Genomic DNA, 12771 nt, shown 5'->3' on the forward strand with positions numbered 1-12771 from the left:
GCTTAAGTGTAAACGCTGATTAAGGCTTACAAATCCCCATATCTGCTTTGCAGCAGCGCAGCAATCACGGGGGCAACCGTTTCGGTGCGAAAAATTCTCGGGCCAAGGATCAGCGGGGTGTAGCCAGCGGCCATGGCCAGTGTTTCTTCCGCAGCAGAAAATCCACCCTCGGGGCCAATCAGCACGGCGGCACTGCTGGCTGTGACGGGTAATTCATTTTGCCGGATGGCGCCAATAGGGGAGAGCAGCAGTTTTAGCGCCGCGTTTTGCGCTAAGGCCTGCTCAAACTTAATGATGGGCAAGATAGCAGGAACACGGGTGCGGCCACATTGCTCGGCGGCGGATACGGCAATGGCCTGCCAGTGGGCGAGGCGTTTTTCGGCACGCTCACCACTAAGGCGCTGTTGGCAATATTCAGAAATAATCGGCTGGATGCAGCTTACACCCAGCTCACTGGCTTTTTGGATGGTGTAATCCATGCGATCGCTGGCGGAGATCGCTTGCAGCAGGGTGAGTTTAAGTGGGGATTCTCTATCTTGCTCGTCCCATGCCAGCACTTCTACCGCAACATGGCGTTTACCCATTTCGGTGATGCGGCCAGCGTATTCGCCACCTTGGCCATTAAACAGGGTGATGGCGTCATCTGGTTGCAGGCGCAGTACCTGTACATGGCGCGCAACATTTTCAGGCAAGTTGAAGCCAAGGCCAGTGGCCAGTGGCATATCAAGGAAAAATCTAGGCATATTCACCTCGTACATTCGAGGGCTTGGTATACCCCAAGGCAGGTTTCGATTCAAGTACCGAACAGGGGATTTTACATTTGATATGCCTTAGCGCGGCGATGTCTGTTTTTAGCTGCGCTTTGAGCATGCCGTGTTTTCAGGCGCAGTGCATTGATCAAATACAAAATTAATACAAAGTTTATAAGCCTCACGACATCAAAATAAAGCAGAATATGCCGATGGCGTGTCAAGCTGTGGCATTATCTTGGCGTGCTAATTTAACCTCTTTTGAAAGAAGCCCCTGCATGTGGATAACCAAGGTTAGTATTAAACATCCGGTTTTTGCGACGATGGTCATGTTGGCACTGCTGGTGCTGGGCTTGGCCTCTTACGGCTTGCTGCCGGTAGAGCGTATGCCGCCCGTGGCTAGCCCGCAGGTGTTTATTCAGCTGAGCTACCCTGGCGCATCCCCAGAGGCGATTGAAAACGATTTAATCAAGCCGCTAGAAGAGCAAATCAATACCGTTAATGGCGTCAAGCATATCTGGGCTACGGCGCGTGAGGGCTCGGCTTTTATGCAGGTGGAGTTTCGTATGGATGCGAACTCTGCCGGCGGTCTGCAAGAAATCCGCGATAAAGTAGCGCTGATTAAGCCCAATTTTCCTAAGGAAGCGAAAGACCCGCTGGTATTAAAGTCTGATATCAGTGGTGAAAGCGAGCCAGTGATGCAGCTGGCCTTACGCTCCGGCACGCTTAGCCTGCGCGAGCTGAGCATGTTGTCTGAGCAGATGGTGGTAAAGCGCTTACGCACAGCGCCAGGCGTGGGTAGCATTAATAGTAATGGCTTGGTGAACCGGCAGATTCAGCTGCGCTTGCGTCGCGATGCACTTAATAGCTACGGTTTAGGCGTAGATCAGGTGATGAACGCCGTGCGCGAGGCCAATCAGGATGTGCCCGCAGGGCGTATTGTAAATGGCAATAACGAGCAGCTGGTGCGGCTTGAGGGCAAGATTAAAGACCCTAAGCAATTTGGCAAAATCATTATCGCCCGCCAAGCCAATACACCGATTTACCTTGAGCAGGTCGCCGATGTGGTTGATGGCGAGCAGGAAAATACCTCGATTTCTCGCCTTGATGGGCAGAGCGTGATCAGCTTGGATGTTTTCCCAATTCAAGGGGCGAATATTGTAGAGCTGGGTGAAGGGGTTAAATCTGCGGTTGAAAAGATGAAAGCCAGCCTGCCTGCTGGCGCAGAGCTAACCGTGGTTCAGGCCAATTCTGACGATATTAAGCGCGCTTTAAGCGACACAAAAGCCACCATCTTAGAAGGCGGGATACTGACCACGCTGATTGTGTTTATGTTTTTGCACTCATGGCGCAGCACGGTGATTACCGCCTTAACCCTGCCAATCTCGGTGGTGGCGACGTTTGTGGCCGTGCATGCCTTTGGCTTTTCTTTAAATATGCTGACGCTGATGGCCTTGAGCCTGTCGATTGGTTTATTGATCGATGACGCGATTGTGGTGCGGGAAAACATTGTGCGCCATCTGGGCATGGGCAAAGACCATATCCGCGCGGCACATGAGGGCACAGATGAAATTTGCCTAGCGGTTATGGCCACCACCTTTGCTATTGTGGCGGTGTTTGTGCCTGTCGCGTTTATGCACGGCATTATCGGGCAGTTTTTCTTTCAGTTTGGTATTACGGTAACCGTTGCCGTGCTGGTTTCCTTGTTTGTTAGCTTTACCTTAGACCCGATGTTGTCTTCGATCTGGCACGATCCAGAAGGTGATCGCTTTAAAAATTGGCCGCGTTTGGGCCGGTTTATGGCGGCATTTGAGCGCCAGATCGAAAAACTGCACCATATTTATGGCCGCTTTCTAGCGTGGTCTTTAGTTAAAAGAAAAACCGTGCTGGCCGGTGCTACGTTGGCCTTTATTGCCAGCCTATTCTTGCTGCCATTTATTGGTACAGAGTTTGAGCCTAAAGTTGATAACGGCGTGCTTAGGTTGCAACTCAACACCCCGATTGGCTCCAGCCTGAATTACACCGACGCCAAAACGAAGCAGATTGAAACGGCTTTAAAGTCATTTAAAGAAGTGCGCTCCATTCAATCGGCCGTTGGGGTACAAAACAGCAAGAATATGGCAGAAATCACTCTGAAGCTGGTTGATCGCAAACAACGCCGCTCGCAGGACGATATCGAAAAAGAAATCCGTAAGGTGGTTGGCCGTGTGGCTGGGGTGGAGCTATCGGTAGGCGGTTGGAAGCCGATTTTTATCACCGTATTTGGCCCTGATCCTAGCCAGCTCACGCAAATTACCAGCGATTTAATGAAAAAAATTGCCAAAATTCCTAGCGTGGTGGATTTAGAAAGCAGTGAAAAAGCCTTTACTCCAACGCTGGCGATTAAAATTGATAATGAGGCCGCTAGCGATTTAGGCCTAAATAACGCGCAAATTGGCAGTGCATTACGCGCGCTCATCTCCGGTGAAACAATTAGCCACTGGCTAGCCAGCGATGGGCAGAATTACGATGTGGTGGTGCAGCTGGCTGAAAGTGATCGCCGTACCGCTAGCGATCTTGGCGATCTTTACCTAACTAGCTCTAAAACCAATAGCGATGGCTCTCCACTCAGAGTGTCTTTGCGCCAGGTGGCAACGCTAGAAAACAGCAGTAGTTCACAGCAGCTCAAGCGCCTAGATATGCAGCGCCGTGTTTCGCTCTATGCCAACGTGCAAGGCCGGCCAAGCGGCACGGTGAGCAATGAAGTGCAAGCGTTATTGGATAAAACCGAGCTGCCACCGGGCTATCACTTTGGTACTGGTGGCCAGCAGGCCGAGATGCAGGAAGCCTTTGCGGCTTTCCTTGGTGCGATTGGCTTAGCGGTGATCTTTATTTACTTTGTGTTGGCCTCACAATTTGGCAGCTTTCTACAGCCTTTGGCGATTATGGCCTCACTGCCGTTCTCGCTAACGGGGGCGTTACTGGCGCTGTTTTTAACCGGCACCACGATCAATTTATTCTCCATGATCGGTTTTATGATGCTGCTGGGTCTTGCGGTTAAAAATGCGATTTTACTGGTTGATTTTGCCAATAGCGCCAAGCGGGCGGGGCAGTCGGCCAAAGATGCGCTGCTAGAAGCTGGCCAAGTGCGTTTACGCCCCATTTTAATGACTACCGCAGCGATGATTTTTGGCATGTTGCCGATGGCGATTGGCCTAGGCGAAGGCGGAGAAACACAGGCTGCAATGGGCCGTTCAATTATCGGCGGGGTGATTTCTTCTACCGTGTTGACGCTGATTGTAGTCCCGATTTTGTACGCTTATTTAGATGGCTGGGCGGTAAAGCGCAAGGCGCGCAAGGCTTTGAAATTGGCTCTGGCAACGAATTAATCAGGAATAAATGCGATGACTATGTTTAAGAAAAAAACGATTGGCCTAGCGCTGCTGTTTATTGCATTGGCAGCGGGGGGTGTGGCTTTTACCCAAGGCAAGGGTAAGCCTGAAAAAAAAGAAGAAGCGCCGCGTAAATTAGAATTTGCCGCCGCCGATTTAGCCGTGGCTACGTTGCGCCCCTTGGATCAATCCATCTCGATTAGTGGTGCTTTGCAGGCGGTAAACCATGCGGCTTTGCGCTCTAAAGTATCGGCTCAGGTGGATAGCGTGCTGGTGCGTGAAGGCGAAGAAGTGAAAGCGGGCCAAGTGCTGGCGCGCTTTGATGCTAGCAATATTATTGCCCAGTTGAACGAGCGGCAAAGCAATCTAGATATGGCGAAGGCCGAGCTGGCGCTGGCAGAAAAAACCCACGGCAAAAACCAAGCCTTACAAAAACAGGGCTTTATTTCTGGCAATGCCTTTGATAGTAGCTCTAGCAGCCTGACTGTTAGCCAAGCTAAGTTAAAAGCGATTCAAGCGCAGGTGGCGGTGGCTAAAAACGCCATGGATGATATGGTGCTGCGTGCGCCGATTGCTGGGCAGATCAGCAAGCGCTTTATTCAGCCTGGTGAAAAAGTCGATCAAAACTCCGAGTTATTTAATATCGTCGACGTATCCGCTATGGAGCTACAAGTGGCCGTGCCCGCCAATCAAATTGCCAATGTGGCCGCTGGCCAGCAGGCTGCGTTTCAGGTGGATGGCTTTGGTAGCAAGGCATTTAGCGGCACGGTACAACGCATCAATCCCGAAGTAGAAAAAAACTCCCGTGCTATTACCGTGTTTTTAGCGGTTAAAAACCCCGGTGGCACATTGCGTGGCGGCATGTTTGCCAAAGGCCAGCTGGCCCTTGGCGTATCGCAGCCAAAACTCACCATCCCAAGCGGCGCAGTGCTTGGTGGCAGCACCGATCCTTACGTCTATTGGCTAGAGAACGGCAAAATTGCCCAAAGCAAAGTAAAACTAGGCAGCAGTGACGAGCGCAGCGGCCTTACCGAAATCACCTCCGGCATCGCCGCAGGCACTAAAGTGCTGGCAAGGAAAATGGACGGGATTAAGACTGGAATGGTGGCCACTGCGGCATCGGGGGGCTAAGTTTTGCGGCGTGGGTAAGATAAAGTATTTTGCCCAGCGTACAGATAGCTGGAATGGCCCATTGCTTTTCAATAAAGCAATGGGCCATTTTTTATGGAATTACGATGTGTGGATCTTAGGGAGGGCACTCGTGCCCACGCGGCTATCCCCCTGTTTACTCGCTTACTGCTCGCAAATTAAGCGCTTGCCAGTCTGTTTTACGGGTTAGCACCATCACGCAGCTCAGCAGGCCAAATAGGGTTAGGCTGCCCATTAATAGCGCCATATCTTCTGATTGCAAGATGCCGTACAAGAGGCCATAGAGGGCGGTGAGAATGATGGCGAAACCTGCGCCGCGCTGCCATGCTGCCAGTACAAAGCTTACGTAATAGCCGAGCAGTGCAGTGGATGCGGCGGCGGCAGCCCAATAGGCTTTGGCAAAGCCTAAATGCTCGGATAGCGATAGAGTCAGTAGAAAAAACAGTGCTAATGCCGCGCCAACTAGGGCGTATTGCACTGGGTGAATTTCGATTCGTTTTAGTACCGACATCAAAAACACCGCGCCAAAAATCACTAGTACAAATAACTCGGCATATTTGATGGTGCGCTCGTTAAGGGCGTATCTATCAACGGGGTCAACCAAGCGTAAGCCCAGAGATGCACTTGGGCAATCGGATTTAACGCAGTTGCCACCGGTAGCCAACTGGCTGGTTTGCCAGCGCGCGCTAAAGCCTTGAGCAGTAACGCTGCGCTCGACTGGGGCAAAGTTGCCGCTAAAGCTGGGGTGGGGCCAGTTGCCTGCCAGCGCGACGTGGCTTTCTTTGCCGATTGGCTCGATCAGTAACTGCGTTGTGCCGCTGAGCTTTAGATTCAGTTTAAAATCCAGCGATTGCGCACCGGCAGGCAAGCTGACCATGGCGTGTACTCCACCGCCTAAGCTATTGCTTGCTGCAGGAGCGGCGGCTACCGTGCGCTCTTCCCCCGAAGTGGCTTCGGCGACCACACTTGGCGTGCTGACTTCTTGCAAGGTGCCAGGTTCAAAATTTAATGAATCAGCCGCCAGCGTGCCGCCCATATTCTGTATGCCGCGCACATCAGAAAGGCTAAGTACGATATAGGGCTTGCCCCAGCGGCTGCTGATTTTCTCGCGCGTGGAGCTGGGCTGTTGTTCGTAATGGCTAAGCACAGGCAGAGCAAAGCGCCCTGATAAGATTAGATCGCTGCGGTAAATAGGCGCTTCAAAAATTCCACGCTTAAGTTTCTCTACCGCTAATTGCCCATTGGCTGAAAATTGCTCGGGGCGCAGGATGATATTGCGGCGACTGCTGCTTTCTTCCCAAGCGCTGACTTTCCCCTGTGGGGTTTGTTGCTCGGTCAGTTTGCTGATGGTTTCAGTTAAAGGCAGCACCAGAAAAGGCCCTTTCACGGTTTGTTCCCCAGCACTGAATTGGGCGATCTCTTGGCGAACTTCTTGCGCACGCTGCTGCCGCTCAAACACCATATGCCTGACCAAGTTTAGAATAAATAACATGCCTATCAGCAGCAGCACGCTGGTGAAAAACTTCCACTTAAGTTTCATGACCTTCCCCTTGTGTATGCGATGGGTGCATTGTGCAAGGCGGGTGTGGAGGGAGAATGAGTGGAATGTGGAGATTGTGTGGAGATGGGGCGTTGTGCAGAAAAACCCAAATCTTGAACCACAGAGGGCACAGAGAACATGGAGTTTCATAGAGAGAAACGAGGCTTGATCGGTTCAAGCAGGGGCGGTTGGGCTGATAAGGCGCTAGCCCTACCTACTAACTAGGATGTTTAATCCAAACAGTATGATCACTATATTGCTCCGTGGAATTTCGTGCCCTTTGGGATCGAAGTGGTTCAACCGTGAGTTTTTATTGATGATCTAATCCAATGGCAAACAAACTCTTGCCACCACGCCTCCCTCCGCATGATTCGCCAAGCTCACACTTCCACCATGCAATTCCAGCATGGTGCGGGTCAGTGCCAGCCCCAGACCGGTGCTTTTTTGGCCGGTGGCGGGGCGGGGTAGGGAGTAGAAGCGCTCGAATAGGCGGGTGAGGGCGTAATCGGGGATGGGTTCGCCTTGGTTGTGGATAGCAATTTGCAAGCTTTGCACTGCTATCGTTAGCTCAATATGGATCTGGCCCTGCTCAGGGGTGAAGTCTAGTGCGTTTTGCAGCAGGTTTCTGATGGCTTGGGTGAGTAAAAAGGCTTCGCCGTGGATGATGGTGCTGGGCCATGGTGCGTGCAGTATTTGCCGTGTACCGGCTTGTGGGCTAAGTGCATTGATCACTTCGTCTAGCAGCTTGGCGATATCTACTGGCTCGGTATCTTTAAGGCCGTGCCTTGCTTCCAGTGTGGCTAATTGCAGCAGGCGGTCAACAATTTGCTGCATGCGCGCGGTTTCCTGGCGGATATGGCCGGTAAAACGGCTGTGATCACTTGCTTTGAGCGTTAAACCTTCTTCAAATAGGATTTCAGCTGCGCCGCGTATGCCCGCCAGTGGCGATTTCAGCTCGTGGGTTAGCCCGTGCACATAGTTTTCCACATAGGCTTTGCCCTCTAGCCGTTCGCGCATATTGCCCAGTGCGGCGGCCAGCGTGGTGAGCTCTCGGTTGGCGGTAAAGTGCGGCACGGCCACGGCTTGCCCCGCGCTCACTGCTCGTGCAAAGGTGGTGAGTTTGCTGATGCCGTGGCTTAGCCACCATGAAAATAGCCCACCAATAAATAGCCCGATGGCCAGTAGAATCAGGCCGGCTCGCCAGAGTTTATTTTCGCTGCGTTCAATAAATGGCTGCATGGCCCAGTTGGGGCGGGCCACGGTGAGTACGCCAACAATTTCTTTGCCCTTGGTAATGGGGGCGGCAACGTGCATCACGGTGGTAGATTCATCGTAGCGATCCATCGGCGAGCTGCGCGCGCCATACTGGCCGCGCAGGGTGAGGTAAACATCGCGCCACTGGCTATAGTCTTGGCCGACAGCTTGGCCGGTTGAATCGAGTATCACCTTGCCCTTGGCATCGGTGATATACACGCGCAAAAAGGTTTTATCCCTCGCTACGCCCCATACTTTGGCTTGCGGGTTTCTTTCTGCAAATAGTTTGATGGCTCTGGCAAAACGGCCATCGTCTAGCCGTCCTGCCACAAAATCGGGCTGCACCAATTCAGCTAATAAATTAGCCGTGTCTACCAGTACTTCTTCGCTGGATTGGCGCACTGCGGGTTTGATCTCATCGCCAACCAGTTTGAGTAAAAAAGCCGCCAGCAGGCCAACCAGTAAAAAATAGCCTAAAAATATCCGCAGCGAAAAACGCATTAAATCTGCTCCAGCGCATAGCCAAAGCCACGGTGGGTGGCGATGGGGTCTAGGTCTGGCCGTACTAGGCGTAATTTGGCACGCAGGCTTTTGATATGGCTGTCTATGGTGCGCTCAAAGCTATCTTCGGCGGCTTCCCCAAGCGCATCCAGCAATTGGGCGCGGCTGAATACTTGGCCGGGGTGGGCTAGCAAGGTAATCAGTAGGCGATATTCCGAGGGGGTGAGAGTTAAATAATGGCCCGCGTATTGCATACGGCGAGCCTGCGCTTCGTGCTGAAATAGGCTGCTGCTGATGGCGGGGTGGCTATAGCTGGCATCAACTTTGGGGCTGCTGCGTTTTAAAATGGCTTTTACCCGGGCGGCAACTTCACGCGGGCTAAAGGGCTTGAGCACATAATCATCCGCGCCGAGTTCCAACCCTAAAATTCGGTCGAATTCCTCGCTTCTGGCGGTAAGCAGTAGTACCGGTAGATCGCTGTGGCGGCGCAGGCGTTTGAGTACTTCTAGCCCGCTATCGTCGGGCAGGCCGATATCTAGAATGAGCAAATCGGGCCGCTGCGCCTTGATGGCTGCTTCGCCATCCCTTGCCAGCAAATAGCTGCTGACAGCAAAACCCTCGCGTTCTAGCGCAAAGCGTAGCGTATCGGCGATGGCGGGTTCGTCTTCTATTAATACGATGGCGGCGCTCATTGCTGGCCTTATCTGAAGTAATGCCTTTGATTGTAAGCGACTTTCTACCCTTTGTGCTTCGCCAATAGCTGCTATGCTGCATTGCAGCATCAGGTTTTAACAATGCTCCGTTAGGCTGCTTGTTTATTCTTGTGCATTCTTGTGAGGGCTGACCATGACTAAGAATTTGCGAACGATTAATCTTGCTTTGCAAGGCGGTGGCGCGCATGGGGCATTTACTTGGGGTGTGTTGGATGCCTTGCTAGAAGATGGCCGCTTGCAGTTTGAAGGCGTCAGCGGCACGAGCGCAGGAGCAATGAATGCGATTGTGCTGGCACAGGGCTTGATGGATGGTGGGCCAGCAGGGGCTAGACTGGCGTTAGAGAAATTTTGGCTAGCGCTTGCTAGTAGCATGCCTGCTGATATGGGATCGGGCGACAGTACGTCGGTGAGTAAAATAATGCAGCATTGGACGCGTTATTTATCCCCCAGCCAAATGAATCCTTTTGATTTAAACCCGTTGCGTGATTTGGTCTGTCAGCAAATTGATTTTGAGGCATTGCAAAAGCATAGCCCAGTTAAATTATTTATTGCCACGACTCATGCTAATTCAGGAAAATTAAGGATTTTTACTAATCCAGAAATGACGGCGGAGGTGGTTTTAGCTTCGGCGTGCTTGCCCACTCTATATCGCAGTGTAACGATTGATAACGAGCCTTATTGGGATGGAGCATATTCGGCTAATCCGGCAATCTTTCCTTTATTTGATTACTGCGATGCTTGCGATATTTTGCTGGTGCTATTGCAGCCGCTTAATTTAAACCCTACACCGGATTCGGCCAGAGAAATTCAAAGCAGAATTTTAGATATTACGTTTCAATCTGGATTTTTACGAGAAATGCAGATGTTTACACGGCTTAAAGCGCGCCGGCCCTTATTTGTTTGGTCAAAATTAGATCGGCATATTGCGCGTACCCATTTTCATTTGATTGAAGCAGAAATGGGGCAGTTTAATGCGGAGTCAAAATTAGCGGTTAATCTAAAGTTTTTTGCCACTTTAAAAGAAATGGGGCGTGAAGCGGGGAAAAAATGGCTGGCGGGCCATTATGCTGATTTAGGCCGCTCATCTAGCGTGGATTTAGCAGAAGTATTTGCTTAAGTTGTGGCGGCTTGCGCAGTGCAGTTTGCCATGCAATAAAGTGTAATAGATTGAGATTTAAGTCGATTTTTGTCAGTTTTTTTGGTTTTCTAACCATCATCTGCCGCATTTTGCCGTTTATGTGTTTATTTTTTAAAGTGATCTCGTTAAAAAACGCTTTGATCCTGCATAATGAAGGCTACTTAAACAAACAAAAGGATAGGAGCTTCTTGAAGCTCCTGATATGGGCAGTAGTATTTTATTGATTGTAGTTGCGTTGCTGTTGGTTCTTCTCAATGGTTTTTTTGTGGCGGCAGAGTTTGGCTTAGTTAAATTACGCTCAACTCGGGTGCATGCCATCGCTAAAACAATGGGCTGGCGCGGGCAGATTTTAGTCAAGGTGCATAGTAATCTTGATGCTTATCTTTCTGCTTGTCAGCTTGGTATTACCCTCGCATCCCTTGGACTTGGTTGGATTGGCGAGCCTGCATTTGTCAGCCTATTGCAGCCCTTATTGGCTTCGGTGGGGATTGTGAATGAGGCCTTGATTCACTCCATCTCGTTTGCCTTCGCATTTTTTATTATTTCTTATTTGCATATCGTGGTGGGCGAGCTTGCTCCCAAATCCATGGCGATTCGTATGCCAGATAAGGTCAGTATTTGGACTGCCATCCCGCTGTATTGTTTTTATTGGCTGATGTATCCGGCAATCTGGATGCTGAACCACAGTGCCAACTGGGTGCTGCGTAAGCTGGGTCTAGATATTGCGGATGATCACGATAGCCATTATTCCGCTGAAGAGCTGAAGCTCATTTTACGTACCTCGCAATCTGATGAGCAGTATAGCGAAGATGATTGGCGTGTCTTGGCGCAGGCATTGGATTTCCGTGATTTAGAAGTCGCAGATTTAATGCATCCTTTTAATGAGGCGGTGGCTTTGCAGGCGAGTGCAGATATTGAAACGCATTTAGATTTATTGGTAAAACACCGCTACAGCCGCTATCCCCTGTTGAATGAGGCGGGGCAGGTACAATCGGTATTGCACTTAAAAGATGTGTTTTTTGCGATGCGTAAAGGCGAGTTGCCTACTCATTTAGATAAATTAGCCCGCCCTGTGCTTACCGTATCTCCGCGTATGTCGGTATCTGAGCTGTTTAAACGCTTTCAGCACGGCACGCCGCATTTTGCTGTGGTGGCCTATAAGGACGGCCAGCCGCTGGGCTTTATTACGCTGGATAATTTGCTGGGTGCTTTGGTGGGTGAGATTGGCGATGAATTCCGCCAGCCACAAAATGAATGGTCCAAGCTCGACGATGGCTCTTTAATTGGTAAGGGTAGCTTGAATATCTTTACCCTAGAGCGTGCATTGGGGATTGATATTGAGGAAACCGAGGCGGATTCAGTGGGCGGCTTGATTATGCAGCAGCTCGGTGATTTACCCACGGAAGGCCAGCGTATTCGTTTTGAGCACTTTGATGCCGTGGTTAAAAAGATGAATGGACCAAGAATTGTGCTGCTGCGAATTTACCCGCATGAGTTGGTGAGTTAATCGCTAAGAAATACGATGGTTACCTTGTTTTAGCTCATCAATAGGCACCCATAAATGAAGCTTCTTTGCATTACCGGTGGATCGCAAGGCTTAGGCGAGGCTTTGGTGGATGTGTATCAAGGCTTGGGCTGGCATGTTTGTGAGTTTTCGCGCAGCGGCAGCAGCAACTGGCATATTCGTCTGGATTTAGCTGCGGCCGATGCGGCCAGTGTGGCCGATCAAGCATTTAGCCAGCTTGCCAGCCAGCCTTGGGAAGAAGTGCTACTGGTTAATAACGCCGGTATGCTTAGCCCGCTCGCACCTGTTTCAGCCATCAGCGATGAGGCGATTGCCCTTAATTTGAATGTTAATTTCAACTCGGCAATCCGCATTATTGCGGCGTTTATCCGCCATTTTGGCGATATGCCTGTGCCTAAAACGCTGGTGCAAATTTCATCCGGTGCAGCACTGCGTGGCTATGGCAGTTGGTCTTTATATTGCGCTAGCAAGGCGGGCTTAGAGCACTTTATTCGGTCGCTGGCCGCCGAGCAAAGCCTTGCGGCCTATCCGGTCACCTGCATTAATTTTGATCCAGGCGTGATGGATACTGAGATGCAGGCCGAAATTCGCTCACGCAGCACCGCCGAATTCCCCGATGTGGGGCGGTTTATTGCCCGCAAACAACAAGGCCTGTTGCGCCAGCCTCAGCAGGTGGCCGCCGCGCTAGTGAAGCGCTTGGCCTCATCGCCTCAAGGTGGTGAGCGTTATAGCGTTGAGGACGAGTTGTAGGGGCTAGGCTTAGTTTTATCTTAAGGAATTGATGTTGCACAGCCCACGTTGATAAAGGCTGATACATCCCGCGTGGGCTGC

The 12771-nt window shown here is 51.0% G+C and carries 9 protein-coding genes; 5 read left to right on the forward strand and 4 right to left on the reverse strand.

Features of this window, described 5'->3' with window-relative positions:
* Nucleotides 1–26 precede the first annotated feature (26 nt).
* Nucleotides 27–743, reverse strand: coding sequence for a 16S rRNA (uracil(1498)-N(3))-methyltransferase (locus tag Q0R17_RS08170; protein WP_293933842.1), 717 nt, complete (start codon nucleotides 741–743; stop codon nucleotides 27–29).
* A gap of 284 nt (nucleotides 744–1027) precedes the next feature.
* On the opposite strand from Q0R17_RS08170, the gene Q0R17_RS08175 reads away from it, so the two are divergent.
* Both Q0R17_RS08175 and Q0R17_RS08180 read left to right on the forward strand, forming a co-directional pair.
* Nucleotides 1028–4117 (forward strand): efflux RND transporter permease subunit, encoded by a 3090-nt coding sequence (locus tag Q0R17_RS08175; RefSeq protein WP_293933845.1) that lies wholly within the window; start codon nucleotides 1028–1030, stop codon nucleotides 4115–4117.
* A gap of 15 nt (nucleotides 4118–4132) precedes the next feature.
* On the forward strand, nucleotides 4133–5251 hold the full coding sequence (locus tag Q0R17_RS08180) for an efflux RND transporter periplasmic adaptor subunit (protein WP_293933848.1): 1119 nt from the start codon (nucleotides 4133–4135) through the stop codon (nucleotides 5249–5251).
* 154 nt (nucleotides 5252–5405) lie between these two features.
* On the opposite strand, the gene creD is transcribed toward Q0R17_RS08180, so the two are convergent.
* The 3 genes from creD to creB form a co-directional block, all read right to left on the reverse strand.
* Nucleotides 5406–6809 carry a cell envelope integrity protein CreD gene (gene creD / locus Q0R17_RS08185; RefSeq protein ID WP_293933849.1) on the reverse strand — a complete coding sequence of 468 codons (1404 nt, stop codon included), beginning with the start codon at nucleotides 6807–6809 and terminating at the stop codon, nucleotides 5406–5408.
* 321 nt (nucleotides 6810–7130) lie between these two features.
* The gene (gene creC / locus Q0R17_RS08190; RefSeq protein ID WP_293933852.1) at nucleotides 7131–8564 is read right to left on the reverse strand and encodes a two-component system sensor histidine kinase CreC; all 1434 of its coding nucleotides are present in this window, start codon (nucleotides 8562–8564) and stop codon (nucleotides 7131–7133) included.
* A complete protein-coding gene (gene creB / locus Q0R17_RS08195; RefSeq protein WP_293933854.1) occupies nucleotides 8564–9256 on the reverse strand; it encodes a two-component system response regulator CreB in 693 nt (230 codons plus the stop codon). The genes creC and creB overlap by 1 nt, the downstream gene beginning before the upstream one ends.
* 154 nt (nucleotides 9257–9410) lie before the next feature.
* Here creB and Q0R17_RS08200 point away from each other — a divergent pair, with 154 nt between their 5' ends.
* From Q0R17_RS08200 to Q0R17_RS08210, 3 genes are all read left to right on the forward strand, one after another.
* Entirely contained in the window at nucleotides 9411–10394 is a 984-nt protein-coding gene (locus Q0R17_RS08200; protein WP_293933856.1) for a patatin-like phospholipase family protein, read from the forward strand.
* 223 nt (nucleotides 10395–10617) lie between these two features.
* Complete coding sequence (locus tag Q0R17_RS08205; RefSeq protein ID WP_293933859.1) at nucleotides 10618–11922, forward strand: hemolysin family protein; 1305 nt, start codon at nucleotides 10618–10620, stop codon at nucleotides 11920–11922.
* Nucleotides 11923–11976: 54 nt separating this feature from the next.
* Nucleotides 11977–12690 (forward strand): SDR family NAD(P)-dependent oxidoreductase, encoded by a 714-nt coding sequence (locus Q0R17_RS08210; protein WP_293933862.1) that lies wholly within the window; start codon nucleotides 11977–11979, stop codon nucleotides 12688–12690.
* Nucleotides 12691–12771: the final 81 nt, after the last annotated feature.

The organism is Iodobacter sp., from assembly GCF_025352645.1.
Lineage (GTDB): Bacteria > Pseudomonadota > Gammaproteobacteria > Burkholderiales > Chitinibacteraceae > Iodobacter.

Bases quoted from the DNA above. Each gene is read 5' to 3' on its own strand.
- Q0R17_RS08180 (WP_293933848.1), top strand. From the start codon at position 4,133: ATGACTATGTTTAAGAAAAAAACGATTGGCCTAGCGCTGCTGTTTATT.
- creD (WP_293933849.1), bottom strand. From the start codon at position 6,809: ATGAAACTTAAGTGGAAGTTTTTCACCAGCGTGCTGCTGCTGATAGGC.
- creC (WP_293933852.1), bottom strand. From the start codon at position 8,564: ATGCGTTTTTCGCTGCGGATATTTTTAGGCTATTTTTTACTGGTTGGC.
- Q0R17_RS08175 (WP_293933845.1), top strand. From the start codon at position 1,028: ATGTGGATAACCAAGGTTAGTATTAAACATCCGGTTTTTGCGACGATG.
- Q0R17_RS08200 (WP_293933856.1), top strand. From the start codon at position 9,411: ATGACTAAGAATTTGCGAACGATTAATCTTGCTTTGCAAGGCGGTGGC.
- Q0R17_RS08170 (WP_293933842.1), bottom strand. From the start codon at position 743: ATGCCTAGATTTTTCCTTGATATGCCACTGGCCACTGGCCTTGGCTTC.
- creB (WP_293933854.1), bottom strand. From the start codon at position 9,256: ATGAGCGCCGCCATCGTATTAATAGAAGACGAACCCGCCATCGCCGAT.
- Q0R17_RS08210 (WP_293933862.1), top strand. From the start codon at position 11,977: ATGAAGCTTCTTTGCATTACCGGTGGATCGCAAGGCTTAGGCGAGGCT.
- Q0R17_RS08205 (WP_293933859.1), top strand. From the start codon at position 10,618: ATGGGCAGTAGTATTTTATTGATTGTAGTTGCGTTGCTGTTGGTTCTT.